Here is a 22741-nt window from a genome sequence, read left to right on the forward strand (position 1 = left end):
GCCGTTTATGGGGTGGCCTGTACGGGGATGTATTACTGTGGTCAGACCACACCGACAGATTGCGGGGAACCACATGCGAGTAGCGCTGTTCGCCACCTGCATCGGGGACACGATGTTTCCCGACGCCGTCAAGGCCACCGCCCTCCTGCTCACCCGTCTCGGGCACGACGTCGTGTTTCCGTCCGGGCAGACCTGCTGCGGGCAGATGCACGTCAATACCGGCTATCAGCCGGGCGCACTACCGCTGGTCGCGAACTACGCCGATACCTTCGGTGATGCGTCGATCGACGCCGTTGTCGCACCATCGGGGTCGTGCGTCGGCTCGGTCCGTCATCAACACGAGATCGTCGCCGAGCGCTACGGCACCGCGTCGCTGTGTGGACAGGTGCAGACCGTGAAGGCAAAGACGTACGAGCTTTCCGAATTCCTCGTAGACGTTCTCGGGGTCACCGATGTGGGCGCGTACTTCCCGCACCGAGTCACCTATCACCCGACCTGTCACTCACTGCGGATGCTGAGGGTGGGGGACAAGCCACTTCAGTTGTTGCGCAACGTCCGCGACATCGATCTGGTCGAACTCCCCGAAGCAGATTCCTGCTGTGGATTCGGCGGCACCTTCGCCATCAAGAATGCGGAGACTTCGACGGCCATGCTGGCGGACAAGATTCGCCACGTTGCGGACACCGGCGCCGAATTCTGCAGCGCCGGAGACTCGTCCTGCCTCATGCACATCGGCGGCGGTATGTCACGACTGCAGATGGGCGCCAAGACCATTCACCTCGCGGAGATTCTGGCGTCGGTGGAAAGCCGGGTGCACGCATGAGCGCTATGACGCTGGGTCTGCCCAGCTTCCCGCCGAGGTCGCCCGAGGGTGCAGGGTTCCTGCGAGGTACTGAGAAATTCCCCGTCGCAGCACATCACGAGCTGGCCAACGCGCAACTGCGACGCAATATCGGCAAGGCGACGCACACCATCCGTGCCAAGCGCATCAACGTGACTGGAGAGCTGCCCGATTGGGAAGAGCTGCGTGACGCGGGTTCGGCGATCAAGGCCGACGTCATGGCGCGGTTGCCGGAACTGCTCGAACAGTTCGAGGCTGCAGTCATCGCGCGCGGTGGGCATGTGCATTGGGCGGCGGATGCCAACGAGGCCAACGCCATTGTGACCGAACTTGTCAAAGCCACCGGCTCCGACGAGGTCATCAAGGTCAAGTCGATGGCCACGCAGGAGATCGGTCTCAACGAGCATCTCGAAGCCCACGGAATCACCGCCTACGAGACCGATCTCGCGGAATTGATCGTCCAACTCGGCCATGACAAACCGTCGCACATCCTGGTTCCCGCGATCCATCGCAACAGGTCCGAGATTCGCGAGATATTTCTTCGAGAGATGCCAGATGTCGATCCGAACCTCGGGGAGAACCCGGCCGAACTTGCCGCTGCTGCACGAAAGTTTCTGCGCCACAAGTTCATGACGACGCCGGTCGCCGTCTCCGGCGCCAATTTCGGCATCGCGGACACGGGCACTCTGACCGTCGTGGAGTCGGAGGGCAACGGGCGAATGTGCCTGACGCTGCCGAAAACACTGATCACCGTGATGGGCATCGAGAAGATTCTGCCGACGTATCAGGATCTGGAGGTCTTCCTGCAACTGCTGCCGCGGTCCTCGACGGGGGAGCGGATGAACCCGTACACCTCCATGTGGACCGGCGTCACGCCCGACGACGGTCCACAGGAGTTCCACCTGGTCCTCCTCGACAACGGTCGGACTGCCGCGCTTGCCGACAAGATCGGGAGGGAAGCCCTGAGCTGCATACGGTGCTCGGCGTGTCTGAACGTGTGCCCGGTCTACGAGCGCACCGGCGGTCACGCCTACGGATCGACCTATCCGGGACCGATCGGCGCGGTGCTGACTCCGCAGCTCGCGGGCATGCATGGCAAAGACGATCCCAACTCGACGCTTCCCTTTGCCTCGAGTCTGTGCGGTGCGTGCTTCGACGCCTGCCCGGTCAAGATCGACATACCCTCGCTGCTCGTCGAATTGCGTCACCAAAAGGTCGAGCAATCCGGTGTCACAGCAGAGTCTTTGGCGATGAAAGCCGCCTCTCTGGCGATGTCGACCGAGGGCCGGTGGACGTTGGCTCAGAAAGCTGCCGGGCTCGGACGCGTCGTGGCCGGCAGGAAAGGGAAGATCTCTACGTTGCCACCTCCATTGAACGGTTGGACAGCTGCCAGAGACATTCCCGCACCGCCCAAGCAGACCTTCCGATCCTGGTGGGACTCCGACGAAGGCCGCGCGGCATTGGACGAGGCTCGTCGTGACGGGAAGGCGGACAGATGAATTCACGTGAAGTGGTGCTCGGACGCATTCGTGATGCCATCACCTTGGCGCCCGCCCGCGAAGGCGAGATACCGCGAAACTACCGGACTGGCAGAACCAAGTCCGACGGGGAACTCATCGATTTGTTCGTCGACCGTCTGGTGGACTACAAGGCGCACGTTCACCATTGCGCTGCAACAGAAATCGCCGAGGCCGTCGCCGGAATACTGAGAGAGCACGGACTACACACTCTGGGGATCCCCGCCGGCCTCGACCGATCATGGGTAGCCGGATTCGACGGAACGCTGGTGGTGGACAGCCCGGACGTACCGGCTCCTGAACTCGAGAACCTCGACGCCGTTGTCACCGGCTCGAAGGTATCGTGCGCCGAAACCGGCACCATCTTCCTCGACGCCGGTCCATCGCAGGGACGCCGTGCGTTGACGCTGGTACCGGACACACACATCTGCGTCGTGTATCGCAGCAGTGTGGAAGTGGGAGTGCCGGAGGCGATTGCGAAGCTGACACCGGAGCGCCCCACCACCATGATCAGCGGCCCGTCGGCGACCTCCGACATCGAACTCGAGCGCGTCGAAGGTGTCCATGGTCCGAGGAATCTTCACGTCGTCATCGTCGACGGTTGATTCCCGTCGAGCGGGAACTCGGAGGCAGCGGGCCACATCAGCGTCTAACGTCCCGGCCATGACACAACTGTTGGCAGGCAAGGTCGTTTTCATCACCGGTGCAGCGCGGGGTCAGGGACGCAATCACGCGATTCGACTCGCGCAGGAAGGTGCAGACGTCATCGCTGTCGACGTGTGCGCGTCGGTGTCCGAAGACGTGGGTTACGCGGCCGCGACTGAAGCCGACCTCGAAGAAACGGCTCGTCTCGTGCGAGCGGAGGGGCGCGAGATCGTCACCGCTGTAGCGGACGTCCGTGACCTCGAGGCACTGCGTGCGGCGGTGGCGTCGGGCGTCGACAAGTTCGGTCGCCTCGACGTCGTGATTGCCAATGCGGGCATCGCTACGTGGAACCGTTTCTGGGAGATGCCTGAAGAGCAGTGGTCGACGCTGGTGGACATCAATCTCAATGGTGTCTGGCGCGCGATGACAGCTGCGGTTCCTGCAATGATCGAAGCTGGCAACGGTGGTTCCATCGTGATTGTGAGCAGTGCTGCCGGCGTCGCCGAAGCGCCCGGCTGCGCGCACTACTCGGCGGCCAAGCACGGCCTCGTGGGTTTGGCTCGCACTGCTGCAACGGAATTGGGAAGCTTCGACATTCGAGTCAACACCATCCACCCTGGCGCGGTGGAGACCGAGATGGGCAACGATCCCAACGTCGGTAAGGTACTCACTACTCATCCGGAGTACATGAACTCGTACAAGTGGCCGCTCACGTCCGTCCCGCGCACCACCGTCGAGGACATCTCCAACGCCGTCGTCTACCTCGCGACGGACCTCTCCCGCGCGGTCACCGGGACGAAGATCGTCATCGACATGGGTCAGACGATGGCGTAGTTGCGCTCAGAGGAGATTGAACTGCGCGACCTCGATGGTGTTCTCGACTGCCTCCGAGAGTGTGCGAATACGTTCGTCGGCGCCTGGCGCGGTCAAAATCGCCAGGCGATCGGCGTCACCCATTGGAATGCTCCTGGCGAGGGCATACAGCCGAGAACCCAGCGGATCCAAGGGATCCGGTGGGACGGGCATTCGCGGAGTCTGTTCGCCGGCCCGAAGTGCGAGCTTTCCCAGCATTCCGTACATGAACTCGATGCGCTCGAGGAGCGAGTCGTATTCGTAAGCAGTGACTGGTGTTCCGTTGTTCTCGTCAGGCCACAATTCGACCTCGGCGAGTGGGTAGGGATCGTCCGGCAGCCATCGATTGACCCGGATGCGGTCTTCGGTCCGGCAATACAACTGATACCGCCCGGCACCCATGGCGACATGAGACTCGATCCGAGCCAGAGTGCCGACGTCGTGACGTGATTCGCCGCCACCGACCTCGTTGCCACGAGCGATGAGCACTACTCCGAACAGTGGGCCGTCGGCAGCTTCGAGAACGTTCTCGACCAGTGCGCGATACCGAGGTTCGAAGATGTTCAGGGGCAACACCTCACCCGGTAGCAAAGCGGAGCCGAGCGGAAACATGGGGAAGATGGGCATCAGGGGATTCTCAACCTCGGAATCGGAGGGGCGGGGAAATCGCCGGGGCGATCGATTTCGGCGAGCAGGTGCTCGGACCACGTCAGTAGACCGGGGATATCGAGGCCGTGCGGACTCTCGACCTCGTAGTGCCTGATGCGGTCGTGACCCTGGCCGAGGAGTGAGACGGCGCCGGTGTTGTTGCCCCGAAGCAGATGGGTGAGCCCGACGGCCAACTGAGCCAGTCCCTGCCACAGGTCACGTTCCTCGGGCGGCGCGCTTTTCCACGTTCCTTCGAGAATCTCGTGTGCGTGGAAAGGCATGCCGTGGTCGAGGAGGCGCTGCGCCTCGGTGATCGACTCGTCTGGTGGCAGGCGTACATCGTCCGGAATGCGCGGGACACCGCCCGCTGCGTCGCGTGGCAGTGGACGTCCGAGTCCGTCACGGGGCCGCGAATTGAGGGGTTTCCCAGCGGCGTCCCGGTCGCGTTCGGTCATACACTCAGCCTAACGGCAGCGCCTCGGCCGAACTCGCCAAAAGTTTTTTCGAGTCGCCTGTCGATTCCGGGGAGAACCGTTCGTCGTCATGTTGTAAGGCAAGAAAGCCGGAAGAGAAACAACAGACCAAGGAGTCAGTCATGAAGTACATGATGCTCATCTACACCGCACCCGGCGGAGACACCGAACCCCAGTGCACGTTCGAGGACTGGCAGCAATACGACAAGGAAATGAAGGATGCCGGGATCTGGGTGTCCGGCGATGCCCTCGCCGACCTGACGACTACGACGACGGTTCGGGTCTCGCAGTCCGGAGAAAAGACCGTCACCGACGGACCCTTCGCAGAAACCCGTGAAATCCTCGGCGGCTACGACGTCATCGACGTTCCCGATCTGGATGCGGCGCTTTCATGGGCCGCGCGGTGCCCCGGCGCGCGCGACGGCGGCAGCGTCGAGGTGCGTCCACTGGCCGGGTTCGGGGACTGATTCACCGTGGACGAGCAGGCCGAGAACTCCATCGAGTCAGTGTTCCGGGAGGAACGCGGACGACTCTTGGCCTCGCTCGTCCGCCGCTTCGGTGATCTGGATCTGGCCGAGGAAGTCACCTCCGAAGCCGTCGAGGCCGCGTTGGTGCACTGGCCCGTGGACGGAGTGCCGGCTAAACCCGGCGCCTGGCTGCTGACCACGGCGCGTCGTAAAGCCGTCGACAGGCTTCGTCGTGATCAGGCCTATGCGGCGCGATTGGCGGTGATGCAGGTGGACGCCGATCGTGCCGACCCGGCGCCGCCCACGGTCGACGGAGAACTTCCCGACGAGCGGTTGCAGCTGTTCTTCACCTGCTCGCACCCAGCGCTGGCCGAGGACGACCGAATCGCACTCACCTTGCGTTGCCTCGGCGGGTTGACGACGCCCGAAGTCGCTCGGGCCTTCCTCGTTCCTTCGGCGACGATGGCGCAGCGGATCGTGCGCGCGAAGAAGAAAATCCGTCAGGCTCGGATTCCCTTCCGCACTCCCAGCGCCGAAGAACTCCCGGAACGTTTGCCCGGTGTTCTGCAGGTGATCTACTCGGTGTTCACCGAGGGGTACGCAGCGAGTTCGGGTCCGGATCTGCAACGCGTCGACCTGGCGGTGGAGGCGATCAGGCTGGCGAGGATCTTGCGCGCATTGCTTCCCGATGAGCGCGAGATCGCCGGGTTGCTTGCATTGATGCTTCTCGTCCACGCGCGTCGGGATGCCCGTACCGACGCCGCCGGCGGGATCGTGCTCCTCGAAGACCAGGATCGCGGGTTTTGGGACCAGCCGATGATCGAGGAAGGCAGCGACCTCGTCGTAGTCGCGTTGACCGGGGGAGCGCCGGGGCCGTACGGGGTGCAGGCCGCCATCGCCGCATTGCACGACGAGTCCGCAGATGTGGAGAGCACCGACTGGCCACAGATCTGCGCGCTCTACGGAGTGCTTCTCACGTTGACGCCTTCGCCCGTCGTCGCAGTCAACAGGGCAGTGGCGCTGGCGATGCGCGACGGCGAGGAGGTTGGGCTGGCAGCTTTGGAAGAACTGGCAGCGGAGCCCAAACTTACCGACTACCACCCGTATCACCTTGCACGCGCCGAACTGCTCGCGCGGTTGGGACGCACCGACGCGGCAATGTCTGCATACCGACGTGCGCTGAATCTGGTTGGTACGGAACCGGAGCGGGCCTACCTGGAGCGTCGGTTGGGTGAGATCTCCGACTGATCGGCGCCTCAGACCAATTCGAGTCTTCGGGCCATGTCGGACACGAAAACACCTGTCGGATCGATATTTCTGCGTATCTGGATCCACTCGTCGATTCGCGGATACATCGAGTGGAAACTTGCTGCGGTAGTCCGAGAGTCCTTGGCGGTGTAGAGGCGACCGCCGAATTCGAGTACCCGTTTGTCGAGGGAGGCGACGAACTCACCCAGGCCGGACTTGATCGGGAAGTCGAAGGCGACGTTCCACCCGGACATCGGAAAGCTCAGTGGCGCTGCGTTTCCCTCGCCGAAAAGTTTGAAGACGTTGAGAGCTGAATAGTGTCCCGAACGCTGGATATCGCGGATGATGCTCTTGAATTCGTCCACCGCGTCGACGGGCACCACGAACTGGTATTGCAGGAATCCCTTGGACCCGTAGGCACGGTTCCACTCACCGATGAGGTCGAGCGGATGGTAGAACTGCGTCAGGTTCTGCACCTTCCCGACGTAGTTGCCGCCGGTGCGGTAGTAGAACTCGCCGATCGCTGACGCCGAAAGCTTGTTCATCAAGCCGTTGGGGAAAACATCCGGTGTCGTGAACAGTTGTGGCGCATCGAATTTCAACGGATTCTTCTGCAATTTCAGCGGAAGCTGGTCGACGGTCGCCAACGAACCACGCGTGATCGAGGCCCGGCCGAGCTTCGGCGGCGCACTGACTGCATCGAACCAGGCGCTCGAATACGTGTAGTCGGCTTCGCTGCCGTCGCTGTGAAAAGCGACGGTTTCATCAAGACTCGCGGTCAGAGCGCCGTCGTTGGCGAAATACGCCGTTTCGGTCGGCGTCATCTCGAGGGTGACGCGCAGGATGATCCCGGTCAGTCCGATCCCGCCGACGGTAGCCCAGAAGAGCTCGGATGTCGGGCCATGCGGCTCCAAGGTTCGGATACTGCCGTCAGCAGTGAGCAGATTCATCGAGCGGACATGATTTCCGAAGCTGCCCTCGGTGTGGTGGTTCTTGCCGTGAATATCGCAGGCGATCGCTCCGCCGATGGATACCTGGCGTGTTCCGGGGAGAACCGGGACCCAGAGGCCGAACGGTAGTGCCGCGCGCATCAGCTGATCGAGAGAGACTCCCGCGTCCATCTCCACGAGACGGGACTCGGCATCGATCTTGTGAATTCGACGGAAGGCGGTCATGTCGATGACCAACCCGCCGGTGTTCTGCGCGTTGTCTCCGTAAGACCGGCCCAGACCACGAGCGATGACTCCACGTCGGAGGTGCAACGGCTTGTCCGCGTTGTCGTCTGCGACGCGGGCGACGGCCTTCGCGATCGCCTCTACATCAGGAGTCGAAACGACATGCGAGGTAGTTCGGGCTGTGCGACCCCAACCGCCGAGGACGGTGGACGCAGCGGTTGGCAGATCGGTGGCGTAGTCGGGCACGAAATCCGAGGGTACCTGTTTGCGGACCACCCGGTCTGAAACCGATGGATGCTCGGTTCGCCTATCGCGGGACGTCGAGATCGAAGTACAGGGTCTCGGACCAGTAACCGAGGCCGAGCTCGCGTAGCGGTTCCTCGACGCTCTCCTGAGTCGGCGTGAACAGTCGCTCCCAGAAGCTTGGCTTGACGGGTGCGAGCGTGGCCAGCGCCGCCTCCATCTCGGCGTCGATGTCCGCCAGACCGGTCATCAGGGCCGCGCCCTGTTCGGCGAACGGTTCGTCGTCCATGTCGAAGATCTCGCCGCACTCGAGGACGAAGTAGTGGTCGGGTTCGGTGTGGCTGCGCAGGAAACGCAGCGCATCGCCGGCCATCGTGCCGAGTTCGGGGTGATCGATTCGGCCGAGGAAGTCTTCGAGCCGGGCGATACCAGGACCACAGGGCGCGGTGACCGCGATCAGGTCGGGGGTGTCGTCCCAGATGATCGACTGTTGGGCGAAGGGATTCACGGACACAAGGATCCTCGGGACCAGCGGTATCGCGTACGACCACTCGGAGATACCGGTGAGACCTCGGGCGCGAGCGGCAGCCGGATTCTCATGCGGAGCAACAGGAGTCGAGTAGAGATAGGTGCGGTTGGCCACTGGCCGAGTCCTTTCTGCGGTCGGTGTCACCTGATTCAGGCGGCGCCCACCATCCTCAATGCCAGGTCTCCGTAGAGTTTTCCGATGTCTTCCGGATTCGTGTAGTTGCCGGCCGGGAACCAGCGGCACACGTCGACGCACAGGGACATCAAGGCGAGGGTGACGCCTTCGGCATCAGGGATCGTGAAATCGCCCGACTGCACGCCGGCATCGACAACCTCCCGGACCACCCGCGTCGTGCTGCGGCGAAGCGCGACGACGGTTCGGTAGTGCTCTGGTGTGAGGGCAGTGAGTTCGTACTGGACAACGCGAGCGAGTGAATGGTGCCCGGCCTGCCAACTGGCGAAGGTGCTGATCAGTTCCTGCAAACGAACGGACGGTTCTTCACCAGGTCGGTCGGCGCCCTCGACCACCTTCAACGCTTCGGTGTGGCCTTCGAAGCTGATCGCGAAAAGCAGTTCTTCTTTCGAGCGGTAGTGCGGGTACATGGCGGCGGGACTCATGTCGAGTCGCGCGGCGATGTCACGGGTGGTGGTGCCGCCGTAGCCGGCAGAGGCAAAAGCGTCCACGGCTGCCGCGCGGATACGGGCCGCAGCTTTGGAGGGGCTGATCACCACGTCAGGTGAATCGCTCACGGTTTCCTCCAGGTGTGACGGATTTCGATGTTGACAATATCCCGCTCTCGATTCACTATAAGCAGGTGCTTAGATTCTAAGCGAATGCTTAGGAACATCGTTACGTGTGGCTTTGCCACGCCGAAAGGAAGCAACTCGTCATGCGTCGCACTCTGTACGGACCCGATCACGAGGCATTTCGCGAATCTGCTCGCGAATTCGTCAACCGGAACATCCTTCCGGTCGCAGAGAAGCTGATCGACCAGCGCTTCATCGATCGTGAAATCTGGCTCGAAGCGGGACGCAACGGCTTCCTCGGACTCGAGGTTCCGGAGGCGTACGGCGGAAGCGAAGCCGGCGACTACCGCTTCAACGCGGTTCTGGCCGAAGAGCTCTCGCGCGCCAGTGCAGCTGTTGCCTCGAGCTTCGGCATTCACGCCGACGTCGTTGCTCCCTACCTCGTTCAGCTCACCACCGAAGAGCAGAAGCAGCGTTGGCTGCCCAAGTTCTGCACCGGTGAGATGCTGACGGCCATCGGCATGACCGAGCCTTCCGGTGGATCCGACCTCGCCTCGCTCAAGACCACTGCGGTCAAGGACGGCGACGACTGGATCATCAACGGCTCCAAGACCTTCATCACCAACGGCTACAACGCCGACCTCGTGATCGTGGCGGCTCGGACCAGTCCCGAGAAGAAGTCCAAGGGCATCACCCTCTTTGCCGTCGAGACCGGCATGGAAGGCTTCGAGCGCGGACGCAAGCTCGACAAGGTCGGCCAGCACGAGTCCGATACCGCCGAACTGTTCTTCGAGAACGTTCGCGTGCCGTCCACCAACATCATCGGTGAGATCGACCGCGGCTTCATCCACATGATGGAAATGCTGCCGCAGGAGCGCGTCGGCGCTGCGGTGTCCAACATCGCGCACGCCGCTCCGATCCTCGAAGAGACGCTGCAATATGCCAAGGACCGCAAGGCTTTCGGTCAGCCGATCGGCTCGTTGCAGTGGAACAAATTCCTTCTCGCGGATCTCGTCACCCGCATCGAGGTCACCCAGGCCTACGTCGACAACTGCGTCGCGGCACACGCTGCCGGCGAGCTGACCGCCATCGACGCCGCCAAGGCTAAGTGGTGGACCGCGCAGGTGCAGAACGAGGTCCTCGATCACTGCGTTCAGTTGCACGGTGGCTACGGCTTCATGACCGAGTACCGCGCCGCTCGCGCGTGGATGGACGCCCGCGTCACCAAGATCTGGGCCGGATCCAACGAGATCATGAAGGAACTCATCGGCCGCGATCTCGGCCTGTAATTTCGCAACTGCAGTCGATACGTCACTGCAACCGCCACTTCCCGAACCCGACGACACAGGAGCATCACCGCGCATGTCTGTTCTCGACAAGTTCTCTCTGACCGATCGAGTGGTCATCGTGACCGGTGCGTCGTCGGGCCTCGGGGTGGCGTTCGCGAAAGCCGCAGCAGAGGCCGGCGCGGACGTCGTCCTCGCTGCTCGCCGCGTCGACAAGCTCGAAGACACGGCCAAGCTCGTGCGTGACGCAGGCCGCGAAGCATTGTGCGTGGCCACCGACATCGTCGATCCGGCTCAGGCTCAGAACATGGTCGACGCCGCGATGGAGAAGTTCGGCCGCGTGGACGTGCTGGTCAACAATGCCGGCGTCGGAACTGCCGTTCCGGCGACCCGCGAGACCCCGGACCAGTTCCGCGCCGTCATCGACATCAACCTCAATGGGTCCTACTGGGCAGCGCAGGCCTGCGGCCGCGTCATGCTCCCGGGCAGCTCCATCGTCAACATCTCGAGCATTCTCGGATTGACGACCGCCGGACTCCCGCAGGCCGCCTATGCGGCGAGCAAGGCAGGCGTCGTCGGATTGACCCGCGACCTCGCACAGCAGTGGGGAACGCGCAAGGGCATTCGCGTCAACGCGATCGCGCCCGGCTTCTTCAAGTCGGAAATGACAGACCAATACAACGACGGTTACTTGGACGCGATGGCTCCGCGCCTGATCCTCGGCCGCATGGGCGATCCGGAAGAGCTCGCGGCCACCATGGTGTGGCTCGCGTCCGAGGCCGGCGGATACGTCACCGGTCAGACCATCGCCGTCGACGGAGGAATCACCATCACCTGACGCCGATGCCGAGATGTCGCCGGCTTTGCCGTATAAGTAGCTGGTGACCTCTCGCGCCGAACCTCAGGAGAACTGGGAAGACCGTCCGCCACCATCCATGGCTGCGACGGAGCTTCTGCGTGACCTGCCGGTGACTGCCCGCGGCGTCCGGACCAGGGCTTCTTTGGTCGCAGCGGCTCGAACGGTGTTCGAGCGCGCAGGGTATCTCGACGCCCGTCTCACGGACATCACCAAGGAAGCGAACTGCTCCACCGGCACGTTCTACACCTACTTCGACAACAAAGAGCAGATCTTCGCCGCAGTTCTCGACGTCGCGCAGGAAGACATGCTGCACCCCGGCATGGGACGGGTCCGCGACGTCGACAATCCGTATGCGGTCCTCGAATCGAGCAACCGTGCCTACCTGACGGCTTTTCGCCGCAACGCCAAACTCATGGGCCTACTCGAGCAGGTATCGCACATCGATCCGGCCTTCGCGAAACTGCGTCGGGACCGAGCCGAGACCTTCATTTCTCGTAATGCCCGAGCCATCGAACGCTTGCAAGCGGCTGGCAAGGCAGATGCCTCGTTGGACCCGCTGTTGGCTTCCCGAGCACTGTCGGCGATGGTGAGCCGTCTTGCCTACAGTTCATTCGTCTCCGAGGAACCTGGCGCCGACGGCAACCCCGTCCCGTTCGAGGACGTCGTCAAGACGGCTACTCAGGTGTGGGCCAACGCGCTGGGACTCGAAGGCGACCGCGGGTAGTTTCAGCCTTCGCCGCGGGCCGCGAACTGCTCCTCGAGGCTGTGGCGCAGTGTTTCCTCGCTGTTCTTGACAGCGTTTTCGACGAACGGCCCGATCAATCGGCCGAGTGCCTTGCCGGCAATGCCGCCGGGCAGTTTGTAGGCGAAGTCGACGGAAAGCTCGGTCTTGGAATCGTCGATCGCGGCGAACTCCCACGTGGACGAGTTGGATACACCGCCGAGCGAAGACAGCTTGATGATTCGATTCTTCTCCCACTCGGTGACCTCGAGTTTGGAGCGCAACGTGCTCGGCCCGATCTGCATGGCCGCGTCGAACGTGGCGCCGAGTCCCTGATCGAACTCTCCGAACGGGGTGAACTCGGAAACACCGAACATCCACGTCGGGACATTGCGGTAGTTGTCGATGTAGTCGAAGGCGACATCAACCGGCACGGCAGCAACCGCGGTGTGGCGAACATGGATCATGACTGGTCCCTGTCTTTCGGTGAACACCGACTCTAACCAATGGCTCCGACGTGTTCGGCGGCGGCGCAAGAGCGATCTACGGTATCGGTATGACGAACGAGCTTCCGGTACGCGGGTCCTGGCGCGATTACGAAGACCTGGGACTACCGAAACCGCTCGCTGCGGCGCTGGAGGCGTTCGTCGAGCAGGGCTATCACGGGACTTCGATCCGTGACGTCGCGTCGCGGTCCGGGCTGTCGGTGCCGGGGCTCTACCACCACTACCCGTCCAAGCAGGCTCTGCTGATCGGTCTGGCGACCGTGGTGATGACGGAGTTGTTGGAGCGAAGCCGCGCCGCCGAACTCGATGCCGGGGACGATCCCTCCGATCGCTTCGACGCGGTGATCGAATCTCTGTTGCGGTTCCACATGTTTCGACGCGAGCAGTCGTTCGTCGCCTCCTCCGAGATCCGCAGCATGGAGCCCGACAGCCGGGCTGGTTACATCGCCCAGCGCGACGAACAGCAGAAGCAGGTGGACCGGATCGTCCTCGACGGCGTCGCTTCGGGAGTGTTCGAGGCCGACCATCCCGAGGACGCCAGCCGAGCCGTGGTGACGATGTGCGTCGCCGTCGCGGTCTGGTACCGACCGGACGGTGAGTTGTCTCCGGACGAGTTGGTGGAGAGGTATTTGGAGATAGCGAGGCGCATGGTGGGGGCGAAGCGGGTGGGGGAGTGACTGTGGGGGCGAAGCGGGTGGGGGAGTGACTGTGGGGGCGAAGCGGGTGGGGGAGTGACTGTGGGGGCGAAGCGGGTGGGGGAGTGATCTGTTGACGCAACTGCGCGAATCAGTCTGAATTTTTGAGCAATTCGAGCGCTGCGTTCCGGCCGGCGCCGAAGGGGTCGGTGCCGATACCGATCCCGTCTGCGACAAGGGCACCTTCGTGAAGCAGCATGATTGCCTCGACGAGACGTTCGTCGGCTAGTCCGTCCGTCGCCAGAATGCGCCGGAAAAGGTCTGACATCTCCCGCTTTTGTTCGGCGATGACAGCGAACACCGGATGTGAGTGATCGCTGAACTCGGCGTGCGCGTTGATCATGCTGCACCCCTTGCCTCCGCTCGCCTTGGACCAGGAGGCGGAAGCGTCGAATACCGCACTCAACTGTTCGGCGCGGCTAGCTCCGGCTGATGCGAGCTTCTCGTCGCGGAAGATTCGCCACCGCCAATCTCGAGCCCTCAGGTATTCAACGACGAGACCGTCTTTCGAGCCGAACCGTTCGTACAAAGTCTTCTTCGTGACCCCGGCGTCCAGTGCGACGGTATCCACGCCTACGGCATGAATCCCCTTTTCGTAGAACAGCTTCGACGCAGACTCCAGAATGCGACGCGCTTTCGGAGTCAATTCGGGTGTGGATTCCTCTGCCATGGACAAAAGTATACCGATCTGTATAGTCGGGCTCATGAGTAAACAGATCGGTATACCTCGGATCGTGACCTCGAGATCTGCCGTGACGGCTACCTTGTCGGTCCTGTTCGTCGCGTGCTGGAGTTCGGGATTCATCGGGGCCAAACTCGGCGCTGGCAGTGCCGAGGTCCCCACGCTGCTGATGTGGCGTTTTCTCCCGCTCGCGGTGGTACTGCCCCCGATTGTCTGGCTCTCCGCCCGGCGCCGGAACACGATGCCCGCACCGCGGGCTCTCGGCAGGCAGGTGGTGATCGGGATGCTCTCCCAGAGTGGCTACCTGTTGTCGGTGTACTGGGCAGTCGATCTCGGCGTGAACACCGGAACCACAGCGCTGATCGACGGTATTCAGCCGCTGGTGGCTGCCGCGCTGCTCGGTCCGGTCCTCGGTGTCGCAGTCCCGCGTATGCAGTGGATCGGGTTGGCGATCGGACTGGGCGGCGTCGCGATGGTCACGGCAGCCGATGCCGGGGCCGGTACATCGGCGCCGTGGTGGGCGTACGCGATTCCGTTCCTGGGGATGCTCAGCCTGGTTGCATCCACCTTCGTCCAGCAACGCGCTCCCACGTCCACACCGCCACTGCAAGCTTTGGCCATCCACTGCTCAACCAGCGCAATAGCTTTCACAACTCTGGCGATCGTCTCGGATGCTGCCGTACCGCCGAGTATCAGCACATTCTGGATCGCGTTGCTCTGGTTGATCGTGTTGTCCACCTTCGGTGGTTACGGGCTGTACTGGTTGTTGCTCCGCCGCATCGGCATTACGTCCGTCAACACCCTGATGTTCTTGATCGCCCCCGTCACCGCGGTCTGGGGCGCACTGATGTTCGGAGAATCCTTCACTCCGTTCACCGCACTCGGCTTGGCGGTGGGAATCGTCGCCGTCGTCGTGGTCACCCGGGTGGGCAATCGCCCGAAGAAGCAGGACGAGGGCACGGATTCCTGCCCGGCGAGAGCTTCGATCACGTCGCGCTGATGAAGGCCGATCGGGATGTGAACCGCTCGCGGAGCGCGGTGAGTTGCTCTGCGGTGAGCTTCAGTCCGTTGATTGCGTAGTCCTCGACGGTGCCGAAGTGCGTGCGCATTTCGTCGAGAGCTGCGTCGAAATAGCTGTCACGGACTCCGAGGAGGGGTCGTAGCACTTCTGCGTCAACGCCTTTGCTCGCGGCGAAGTCGAGGATCGGTTCTGTCATGGGAGCCAGATCGGTGTTCGTCTCCAGGTAGTCGGCGCGTACATCGGCTTCGTCGGCCCCGAGGAGGAGTAGGAAAGAGGTCGCGGCCCACCCGGTTCGATCCTTGCCGGTGGTGCAGTGGAAAAGTGCTGCCCCGGAGCGTTTTTCGTCGATGAGGTCGAGGTAGAACGTGCGATAGGCGTCGAGAGCGGACGGCAGGCTGACGAAGTTGCGGTTGGCTTCCTCCATCTGTGCGATCCCACGTCCGTCGCTGATGGTCTCGGCGTATGCGACCGGGTCCGTCATGAGTAGTCCAGTGGCCGCGGCGTTTTGGGCATTGTCGGCAAGTACGTCGAGCCAGACTGTGCGCGTCGAGTCAGGGAGATTGTCGAGTGCGCCGTCGCGCTCGGCGGCGGTCCTCAGGTCGTATACCGTCCGCACGTCCAAGTCGGCGACCGCGGCAAGGTCGTCGCCGTCGAGTTTCGCCAGAGTCGCCGAACGATAGAGCGCGCCCGCGCGGACGGTGCCGTCCGCAACAGGAATGCCACCGAGGTCCCGGAAGTTCGGAGCGGACTTCAGGAGAACGCGGCGATCGAGCGGGTGAGTTGGCATGGCTGACTCCTTGTGGGTTCCGTTTCCGAACTGATCATTCATGCCTTCTGCACACTGCGCACGAGCTTTTCGGCATTGCGTCTCTTGATCCACTTGTCGATGACGAGGGCCATGAAGATCCACCCTCCCAATGCCGTGATCACCCACACGATGATCGGGGCGAGGATCCAGGACCCGACGCCGCTGATCTCGATACCGTCGGGGACCAGGGTCGCAACCCAGAGCGCGAGCAGTGTGGCGACCAAGCCGACACCACCCGCCAGCGGAGCCGCGTAGTGCAGTGCCACGCTGAGCACGAATGGGCCGAGAATCATGTGTGCGAGGGTGAATACACCGATAGCGGCCAAGAAGCCGTTCACGCTCAGGCCGACCCCGGGAAGAGCAAAATGCACGACGATCAGCGCGATCGCGCCGAGAACACATTGCGAAATGAGCTGAAATAACAGACGCATGGCTTGTACCTCCGTGATCAGGTCGAGTCACCCGAGAGTGGTGTGTGCGTGGGGAACGCTTTGCTGCAGGGCTTCGGGACGAGGCGCCGTCCAGGTGCCGTCGAGCACGGAGGGACGGGGGCGGTACAGGCGCAGTACGTAGTTCCACCCGGGCATGATGGGCAGTGCGTTCGCGACGCCGTCGAGATGGACCCCGAAGCGAATGGTGGTGCTGCCGTCGGAGTCTGGGGTGGCCGTGAGGCTGTTGATGCTGTTGACGCCCAGAGCGTTCTCTTCGAAGTATCCGGCCGCGTTGTACAGCGAGACCGACCAGAACGCATCCACGGGAACATCGTTCAGGCGGAGACGGTATTCCCCGACCGGGAGACGTTCGTCGAAGTTGACGTAGGTGGCCTCGTACTCGGGAAGGCCACCCCAGCCGGATGCGGTACCGAGCAGGTGCCTGATCGGATCGACTTCCGCAGCGGTACCGAATGAATGGTCGTACGTGGTGATGCCACGCGCGAGTGCGAGGAGTGCGTCGCGGGTCGCGGTCTGCGATTGCTCGTCGTAGTCGGGCAACGGGAACTCTCCCGTTCCGCCGCCGTCGATGTTGAGGGCGTCTTGCAACCGGTTCACCTCGGCGACGTCTTCGGGGCTGTTCGGATCGACGAGGATGCGCACGATCAGTGCGGCGTAGTCGGTCCCGACCAATTCACGCGTGAGCAGGTGCTCTCCCGGGTCGCGCAGGATGACGGGACCGTAATGATCTTGACTGACCACCCACACGGAGATGTAGCGCTTGCCGGTATCGGGCACCGTGATCGTGACGTTCTCGCGCACGTCGATGATCGCGCTGCTGTACAGAGTGTCGCGGTTCTGGCGGATGATCGGCTGGTTGTCGAGTGACCCGAGATCACGAGTGTGGTTCCACGTGCCCAGGCCGACGCCCGCGGCCAGGCGAGCGAACATGAGATCGGATTCTGCCCGATTGAAGTTCAGGACGTTGACGGCGATCGTGGACATAGCGGGTTCCATTCGGTGTCGGGTATGGAAGCGAGAGCGGGAATCCCTCGCCTCTGTCGGGGTGAATCAGCCGAGCAGTCGCGCTTTGGCGGCTTGGAACTCGGCCTCACTCAGCAGGCCTTGTGATTTGAGGTCGCCGAGTTTCTGCAACTCGGTAACGAGATCGACCGGGGCCGCGGGTGCGGGTGTGGGCATCGGGAGTGCGGCATGCTGCTGGGCGAATTCGTACTGCGCCTGCTCGTAGTCGGCCTGAGCTCTCCTTTGCCGGCGGGTGGCCATACCGTCGCTGACGGCGGTCGCGGTACCGGTGACGACCGCGGTGCGGGCGGCGAGGCCCAGTAGTCCGGGGCGGCCTCGTCTCGGGATGTACGGCATGTCAGACCTCCAATTCCGGGATGATCGTGTCCATGAGGGCATTGACGACGGGTGCGGGTATCCGCTCATAACCCAGTAGCACCGCGCCTGACGCAGCGGTGCGGGCGGCGAGCTCACGCTGATAGACCAGCTCGAGCGCGACCAGCAGCGCTGCAGCGCCGGTGGGAATGGCTGCCGCGAGTTCGGTGATGTCCTCATGCCCGAGCAGACCGGACGCGCCGAGCATCTCGACGTTGATCTCGAAGCCGTTCGGCAACTCCTCGACTTCGATGAGGGTGAGTTCACCGTCCTCGGACTTGGAGATGACGATCAGATCGAGCAGCCGCACCAGGCCGGTATCCGTAAGGTCGGTCAAGGCGGAGAGCGCGGCCGGGTCGAGGCTCTGCCCAGGCAGGCCGAGAAGGTAGAAGTCGACGGGGCCGAAACGCGCGGCACTCACGAGAGGACCTTCAGCTTGAGTGCGGCGAACTCGTCCTCGCTGATCGCTCCGGCTTCGAGCAGTGCTGCGGCTGCGGCGATCTCCTCGCTGGGGCTCTTCCCCGCGACCTCGCGGATATACGATTCGGCGGCCTTCTCGGCGTCGCGTGCGGCCTTGTTGCTGCGTTCCGTCATCCCTTCGCCGCGGGCGACGAGATAGACGAGCGCGGTGAGGATGGGCAGGAAGAGTAGGAAGAACACCCAGACGGCCTTCAACCAACCGCTGAGCTTGTGGTCGCGGAACAGGTCGGCGATGATCGCGAACAGCGCGAAGAGATATCCGATGAAGGCGGTTGCCCACAGCATCCAGCCGAGGCTTTCCCAGAAGCTCATGTGTCTTATCCGTTTCGTGTCAGGCCTGCGCACCGGGATTCCGCCGACTAGCGCATTTCGGTTGATTCCGGCAATTCTCACTGGTTTCCGCAGGCTTCGATCGCGGTCTCATCCGAAGCGGATGAGACCGGATTTCCACGGACATCGAACGTCTCGAGTATCTTCGACACATGATCGAAGCCGTGCGTGACGCACTCGCCTCTGGTGAGGCGGAGCAGGCTCGACGAGTCCTGCGGAAAAACTGGCTTCGTTTGATTCTCGAATCTCACACCAGGGAACTCGAGCAGCTCTGCCTTGCTCATCCCGATCCCCACGATCCGCACATCCTGCTGATACGGGCGTGCTGCCGCGATCTCAGCGGTGATCCGTACGGCGCTGAGTTTCTCCGCGGGCAGGGTCTGCGGGTGGCGTCCGACGATTTTGTCGTCTGCTTCACCGACCTGCTGCTCGCTCCGGACACCTCGACCAAGGCCGTCATCGCCGATCGCGCTCGCCACGCGCTCGCCCAGTGTGAGCCCGAGGATGATTACCCGTCCGCGCTCTTCCTCCTCGGGTGGACCGAGATCAGGCTTCGTCGTGACCTTCCTCGTGCCATCGCGCTACTTCGCTCGGCCGGCGACGAGGCGCAGTTGCAGTCGCGTACGGAGACGTTGCGTCTCGCACAGTCCAACTTGGCTTTCGCGCTCACCCACGCAGGGATATTCACCGAAGCCGAACAGATCCTCGACGGCCTTCCTGCTCGAGAGGTGGCGTCCGACTGGGAACGCTTCGAAGGCGGTCTCCCACAGTCGAATCGAGGGTGCATCGCCTACTGGCGTGGTGACTTCGAGGAGGCGATCGCTCAGTTCGACTCGATCATCGAGGAGGGCAGTCCCGGAACCAACTTCGAGGCGCTCGCCCGTCTGTACCTGGTAATGAGCCTGATCGCTCTGAACCGGGAAGACCGATACCACAACGCCGCTCGTCTGCTGCGAGGCGTGAGCACTGCGGACAAGCACGGCATTCCTTGGGATACGCTGCGGCGCGTCACCACGGCCTGGCTCGCCCACGCTCAAGGGCAGGACGAGCAAGCTCGCCGCATCGCAATGCCCACGCTGACCAGAACAGGTGCTGCGGTCGCTCACGCGCTTCTCGCGGAGCTCTACCGAGTCATGGGGGATCCGGAACCGTCGGCTCAAGCGCTTCGCTTGGCAACCTCGGCCGCGCTGCCGCGATACGCGCTGGTGAGCACCCTTGTCACGTCTGCCGCCCTGAGCTCCGTCGCCGGGCGTGGACCGCAGGCGCACGAGCAGTTGGATCGTGCGCTGGCGGAAGCAATCCCCGAGCGGATTCTCGCCCCATTTCTGAGCGGCGATCCGGTTGTTGTCGACCTCCTGACAGCGCACGCGGTCCGGGGGTCGAGACACCACGAGTTCCTGCGCACGATTCTGGAAAAACGGAACCAGCTTTCGTCTCAGCTCACGGGAGTCCTGACGGAACGAGAGAAAGAGATCCTCACTTTTCTGCGAACTACGATGACTGCAGACGAGATCGCTGCGCACCTCGGCATCGCCTATCCCACTGTGAAGACTCACATTCGCTCGATCTACCGCAAACTAGGCGTGACCAAACGGCGTGCCGCTGTTCAAGCAGCCGACAACCTAGACCGCGGGATCGGGGGCGATTCCGCGGCGGAGGCTGCGAACCGTCAGATCCAAGGCTTGTAGTCGCGTCCCGGAACCGCGGTTCACGTAGTCCATCGACGTGTAGAGCAGTGACCACAGCAGGTTCTGCACCCAGTCCGAACCCATGTCGGGGTCGATGGAACCGTCGGAGTGTCCGCGCTCGATGGCATCGGTGACTGAGTCGTCGTTCGACGCGGACTCGGCAAACGAATCTTCTTGATACACACCGGGAGTGAAGAACAGGACCGTCAAGAGGTCGGCCAGTTCGAAGTATTCATGGCACAGGCGAACCAGTGCTTCGGCTCCGGTACCCTCGCCGAGTCGAGCTGCTGCTGCTGCCTCTCCGACGGCGCGGGTGGCCTCGGCCGCGACTGCGTCGACCAGGTCTGACCGTTCGGGAAAGTAGCGGTGCAAAGTGGTCCGGCCGACCTTTGCGGCCGAAGCGATCTCGCTGAGGGTCGCAGCAGGCTTGGATGCGAACACCGAAACGGCAGCATCGAGGATGGCCTTCCGTGTGCGCTCGCGGGTCGCGCTTTGTTCTGGTGCGCTGTGGATCGTTGTCACGAATCCGAAGCGTAGCCGTGTCCGGTTTCGGTATCCAGTGTTTCCGAATCGGAATTTCTCTTGCCCTTTATGGAACATTCGTGTTCCATAAATTCATGCTTGAATCCGACGCTTCTCAGCCCGCACCGAAATGGAGCAATCTCCGCGTCCTCTCGGAGTTCGCTCGACCGCATCTGCCGTCGCTCCTTCTCGGATTGGTACTGGCGCTGTGCGGCTCCGCGGCGACGCTGGCAACGCCCATGGTCACCAAGTGGGTTCTCGACACCCTCGATACCGGTGCGTCGCTGAAAGGACCTATCCTCACGCTCGTCGTCCTTCTGATCGTCGGTGCCGTGCTCGGTTGTGCTCAGTGGATCGTTCTCGGAACCGCCGCCGAGAAGGTTGTCTTCGACGCCAGGTCGTCGCTGGTGAAGCGATTCCTGGCGGCGACCGTACCTTCGCTGCAATCGCGATCCGTGGGTGAATTGGTCACCCGGGTCACGTCTGACACCTTGCTGCTGCGGGAGGCTGCGTCGTCGGCCGCGGTGAATATTCTGAACGCAGCCGCGTTGACCATCGGAACGATTGTTCTGATGGGCGTACTGGATCTGCCGTTGTTGGGCGTCACCATGGTGGCAATCGTGTTCGCCTCCATACTCTTTGCCGTTTTGATGCCTCGGATTTCCGCAGCCGAAGCGCGAACCCAGGAATCGCTCGGTCAGCTCGGCGGCGTACTCGAGGGTGGCTTGCGTGCGATCCGGACGGTCAAAGTTTCCCTCGCCGAGGATCGCGTCGGCGCTCTGGTGACGAACAATGCGTCCGATGCGAAAAAGCATGCGATCACGGCAGTTCGAGTGTCGGCAACCGCGTGGACTGTCGCGTGGACCGCCATTCAAGGATCGATCATTGCCATCCTCGGCTTTGGTGCCTGGCGAGTCGCCGACGGCGAAATGGCAGTCTCGACGCTAATCGCGTTTCTGCTCTACGCCTTCACCCTGATGGGGCCGGTGTCGGAGCTTGCGCAGAACGTGACCTCCGTTCAGTCGGGAATCGCGGCAGCTATCCGGATTCGCGAGATGCAGTCGTTGCCCACCGAGCAGTACGACGAGGTCGTGGACGTGGTCGCGAAAACCAACGCTGCCGCGCCGCTGATCGAGTTGCGCGACGTCACCGTGAGCTACCACGGATCGAACCAGCCGGCGTTGCGCGATGTCTCGCTGGTCATTCCGACGCGTGGGCACATGGCCATCGTCGGCCCGTCGGGTGCAGGAAAGACGACCTTGCTCTCGACCGTGCTGCGATTTGTCGAACCGCGATCGGGTGAGGTTCTCCTGCATGGAGTCGGTTACGACGCGCTCGATCACCGCGCTGTGCGCGAGAGTCTCGCATACGTGGAGCAGGAGACACCGGTGGTGCCCGGAACGATTCGGGAGAACGTCGTCTTCAGCCATCCCGATGCGACGGACGAAGAAGTCCAGGCCGTTCTGCGCTTGCTCCGGCTCGACGACGCGATCGAGGCCCTGCCCAACGGACTCGACACCGCTCTGACGGCCACTTCGCTGTCGGGCGGCCAACGTCAGCGGATCGCGATGGCGCGCGCAGTTCTGCGGCCGAGTGCTTTGCTTCTGCTCGACGAAGCCACTGCCCAGGTCGACACGCTCACCGAAGCCGCGATTGTCGACGCGATCAACGAACGTGCGCGCACCGGGGCCGTGGTGACTATCGCTCACCGGCTCTCGACGGTGCGTGACGCCGACTGGATCGTGGTCATGGAAGACGGTCGGATCCGCAACATCGGCAACCATGACGAGCTCATGGACAAGGACGATCTGTACCGCGACATGGTGGTTGCCGGCCGGCTCGATCAGGGCGAGGCAATGCTCGAGGATTGTTGACCCGACGCGTCGGCGTGTGCGAGAGTGCTGATACCGAGCGATCGCTCGGTCGGGAT

At 62.8% G+C, this 22741-nt stretch carries 27 protein-coding genes; 13 read left to right on the forward strand and 14 right to left on the reverse strand.

Features of this window, described 5'->3' with window-relative positions:
- Positions 1-73: 73 nt before the first annotated feature.
- From ACN50D_RS06425 to ACN50D_RS06440, 4 genes are read left to right on the forward strand one after another with little or no spacing between them, the layout of a single operon-like run.
- Positions 74-823: a (Fe-S)-binding protein gene (locus ACN50D_RS06425; protein ID WP_003940529.1), complete on the forward strand. Its 750-nt coding sequence runs from the start codon at positions 74-76 to the stop codon at positions 821-823.
- Positions 820-2340 (forward strand): LutB/LldF family L-lactate oxidation iron-sulfur protein, encoded by a 1521-nt coding sequence (locus ACN50D_RS06430; protein WP_249342805.1) that lies wholly within the window; start codon positions 820-822, stop codon positions 2338-2340. The genes ACN50D_RS06425 and ACN50D_RS06430 overlap by 4 nt, the downstream gene beginning before the upstream one ends.
- Positions 2337-2963: a LutC/YkgG family protein gene (locus ACN50D_RS06435; protein WP_211920966.1), complete on the forward strand. Its 627-nt coding sequence runs from the start codon at positions 2337-2339 to the stop codon at positions 2961-2963. Before ACN50D_RS06430 ends, ACN50D_RS06435 begins: the two co-directional genes overlap by 4 nt.
- 58 nt (positions 2964-3021) lie before the next feature.
- The gene (locus tag ACN50D_RS06440) at positions 3022-3837 is read left to right on the forward strand and encodes a mycofactocin-coupled SDR family oxidoreductase (RefSeq protein ID WP_030536568.1); all 816 of its coding nucleotides are present in this window, start codon (positions 3022-3024) and stop codon (positions 3835-3837) included.
- Positions 3838-3843: 6 nt separating this feature from the next.
- Here ACN50D_RS06440 and ACN50D_RS06445 read toward each other — a convergent pair whose 3' ends face one another.
- The gene (locus ACN50D_RS06445; RefSeq protein ID WP_211920964.1) at positions 3844-4482 is read right to left on the reverse strand and encodes an LON peptidase substrate-binding domain-containing protein; all 639 of its coding nucleotides are present in this window, start codon (positions 4480-4482) and stop codon (positions 3844-3846) included.
- Positions 4482-4958: a DUF309 domain-containing protein gene (locus ACN50D_RS06450; RefSeq protein ID WP_003940372.1), complete on the reverse strand. Its 477-nt coding sequence runs from the start codon at positions 4956-4958 to the stop codon at positions 4482-4484. The genes ACN50D_RS06445 and ACN50D_RS06450 overlap by 1 nt, the downstream gene beginning before the upstream one ends.
- Before the next feature lie 140 nt (positions 4959-5098).
- Between ACN50D_RS06450 and ACN50D_RS06455 the strand changes: the two genes are divergently transcribed.
- Positions 5099-5443, forward strand: coding sequence for a YciI family protein (locus tag ACN50D_RS06455; protein WP_211920962.1), 345 nt, complete (start codon positions 5099-5101; stop codon positions 5441-5443).
- 6 nt (positions 5444-5449) lie between these two features.
- The gene (locus tag ACN50D_RS06460) at positions 5450-6691 is read left to right on the forward strand and encodes an RNA polymerase sigma factor (RefSeq protein WP_211920960.1); all 1242 of its coding nucleotides are present in this window, start codon (positions 5450-5452) and stop codon (positions 6689-6691) included.
- A gap of 8 nt (positions 6692-6699) precedes the next feature.
- Here the strand turns inward: ACN50D_RS06460 and ACN50D_RS06465 are convergent, their stop codons facing one another.
- The 3 genes from ACN50D_RS06465 to ACN50D_RS06475 form a co-directional block, all read right to left on the reverse strand.
- Positions 6700-8112, reverse strand: coding sequence for an FAD-binding oxidoreductase (locus tag ACN50D_RS06465; protein WP_234551259.1), 1413 nt, complete (start codon positions 8110-8112; stop codon positions 6700-6702).
- Between the two features lie 61 nt (positions 8113-8173).
- Positions 8174-8752, reverse strand: a complete 579-nt coding sequence (locus ACN50D_RS06470; protein WP_211920958.1) for a hypothetical protein — start codon at positions 8750-8752, stop codon at positions 8174-8176.
- A 35-nt stretch (positions 8753-8787) separates the two neighbouring features.
- The gene (locus tag ACN50D_RS06475) at positions 8788-9387 is read right to left on the reverse strand and encodes a TetR/AcrR family transcriptional regulator (protein WP_039973130.1); all 600 of its coding nucleotides are present in this window, start codon (positions 9385-9387) and stop codon (positions 8788-8790) included.
- 140 nt (positions 9388-9527) lie between these two features.
- On the opposite strand from ACN50D_RS06475, the gene ACN50D_RS06480 reads away from it, so the two are divergent.
- From ACN50D_RS06480 to ACN50D_RS06490, 3 genes are all read left to right on the forward strand, one after another.
- A complete protein-coding gene (locus ACN50D_RS06480) occupies positions 9528-10673 on the forward strand; it encodes an acyl-CoA dehydrogenase family protein (protein WP_007730036.1) in 1146 nt (381 codons plus the stop codon).
- A 73-nt stretch (positions 10674-10746) separates the two neighbouring features.
- Positions 10747-11508 (forward strand): SDR family NAD(P)-dependent oxidoreductase, encoded by a 762-nt coding sequence (locus tag ACN50D_RS06485; RefSeq protein ID WP_003939707.1) that lies wholly within the window; start codon positions 10747-10749, stop codon positions 11506-11508.
- A gap of 97 nt (positions 11509-11605) precedes the next feature.
- Positions 11606-12253, forward strand: a complete 648-nt coding sequence (locus ACN50D_RS06490) for a TetR/AcrR family transcriptional regulator (protein ID WP_007730038.1) — start codon at positions 11606-11608, stop codon at positions 12251-12253.
- 2 nt (positions 12254-12255) lie between these two features.
- Here the strand turns inward: ACN50D_RS06490 and ACN50D_RS06495 are convergent, their stop codons facing one another.
- On the reverse strand, positions 12256-12717 hold the full coding sequence (locus ACN50D_RS06495; RefSeq protein ID WP_003940411.1) for an SRPBCC family protein: 462 nt from the start codon (positions 12715-12717) through the stop codon (positions 12256-12258).
- Between the two features lie 89 nt (positions 12718-12806).
- Between ACN50D_RS06495 and ACN50D_RS06500 the strand changes: the two genes are divergently transcribed.
- Positions 12807-13433, forward strand: coding sequence for a TetR/AcrR family transcriptional regulator (locus tag ACN50D_RS06500; RefSeq protein ID WP_030536574.1), 627 nt, complete (start codon positions 12807-12809; stop codon positions 13431-13433).
- A gap of 109 nt (positions 13434-13542) precedes the next feature.
- On the opposite strand, the gene ACN50D_RS06505 is transcribed toward ACN50D_RS06500, so the two are convergent.
- A complete protein-coding gene (locus tag ACN50D_RS06505) occupies positions 13543-14121 on the reverse strand; it encodes a TetR/AcrR family transcriptional regulator (RefSeq protein ID WP_064114187.1) in 579 nt (192 codons plus the stop codon).
- A 34-nt stretch (positions 14122-14155) separates the two neighbouring features.
- Between ACN50D_RS06505 and ACN50D_RS06510 the strand changes: the two genes are divergently transcribed.
- The gene (locus tag ACN50D_RS06510) at positions 14156-15133 is read left to right on the forward strand and encodes a DMT family transporter (RefSeq protein ID WP_249342804.1); all 978 of its coding nucleotides are present in this window, start codon (positions 14156-14158) and stop codon (positions 15131-15133) included.
- Here ACN50D_RS06510 and ACN50D_RS06515 read toward each other — a convergent pair.
- The 6 genes from ACN50D_RS06515 to ACN50D_RS06540 all read right to left on the reverse strand — a co-directional run bounded on the left by ACN50D_RS06515 (position 15120) and on the right by ACN50D_RS06540 (position 18583).
- Positions 15120-15941 (reverse strand): tyrosine-protein phosphatase, encoded by an 822-nt coding sequence (locus tag ACN50D_RS06515; protein WP_230359112.1) that lies wholly within the window; start codon positions 15939-15941, stop codon positions 15120-15122. The two genes, ACN50D_RS06510 and ACN50D_RS06515, sit on opposite strands and share 14 nt — an antisense overlap.
- A gap of 38 nt (positions 15942-15979) precedes the next feature.
- Positions 15980-16393: a phage holin family protein gene (locus tag ACN50D_RS06520; protein WP_065455876.1), complete on the reverse strand. Its 414-nt coding sequence runs from the start codon at positions 16391-16393 to the stop codon at positions 15980-15982.
- A gap of 27 nt (positions 16394-16420) precedes the next feature.
- Positions 16421-17398, reverse strand: coding sequence for a DUF1214 domain-containing protein (locus ACN50D_RS06525; RefSeq protein WP_065455875.1), 978 nt, complete (start codon positions 17396-17398; stop codon positions 16421-16423).
- A 66-nt stretch (positions 17399-17464) separates the two neighbouring features.
- Positions 17465-17773, reverse strand: coding sequence for an SHOCT domain-containing protein (locus ACN50D_RS06530; protein WP_030537230.1), 309 nt, complete (start codon positions 17771-17773; stop codon positions 17465-17467).
- A gap of 1 nt (position 17774) precedes the next feature.
- Positions 17775-18212 carry a DUF6325 family protein gene (locus tag ACN50D_RS06535; protein WP_030537229.1) on the reverse strand — a complete coding sequence of 146 codons (438 nt, stop codon included), beginning with the start codon at positions 18210-18212 and terminating at the stop codon, positions 17775-17777.
- A complete protein-coding gene (locus tag ACN50D_RS06540) occupies positions 18209-18583 on the reverse strand; it encodes a PLDc N-terminal domain-containing protein (protein ID WP_211920956.1) in 375 nt (124 codons plus the stop codon). Before ACN50D_RS06540 ends, ACN50D_RS06535 begins: the two co-directional genes overlap by 4 nt.
- Positions 18584-18753: 170 nt before the next feature.
- Between ACN50D_RS06540 and ACN50D_RS06545 the strand changes: the two genes are divergently transcribed.
- On the forward strand, positions 18754-20289 hold the full coding sequence (locus tag ACN50D_RS06545; protein ID WP_211920953.1) for a helix-turn-helix transcriptional regulator: 1536 nt from the start codon (positions 18754-18756) through the stop codon (positions 20287-20289).
- On the opposite strand, the gene ACN50D_RS06550 is transcribed toward ACN50D_RS06545, so the two are convergent.
- On the reverse strand, positions 20224-20811 hold the full coding sequence (locus ACN50D_RS06550; RefSeq protein WP_030537226.1) for a TetR/AcrR family transcriptional regulator: 588 nt from the start codon (positions 20809-20811) through the stop codon (positions 20224-20226). The two genes, ACN50D_RS06545 and ACN50D_RS06550, sit on opposite strands and share 66 nt — an antisense overlap.
- A 95-nt stretch (positions 20812-20906) precedes the next feature.
- Between ACN50D_RS06550 and ACN50D_RS06555 the strand changes: the two genes are divergently transcribed.
- Entirely contained in the window at positions 20907-22685 is a 1779-nt protein-coding gene (locus ACN50D_RS06555; RefSeq protein WP_007729612.1) for an ABC transporter ATP-binding protein, read from the forward strand.
- Positions 22686-22741 lie beyond the last annotated feature (56 nt).

Source organism: Rhodococcus sp. SB1D (assembly GCF_048573875.1).
GTDB lineage: Bacteria > Actinomycetota > Actinomycetes > Mycobacteriales > Mycobacteriaceae > Rhodococcus_F > Rhodococcus_F qingshengii.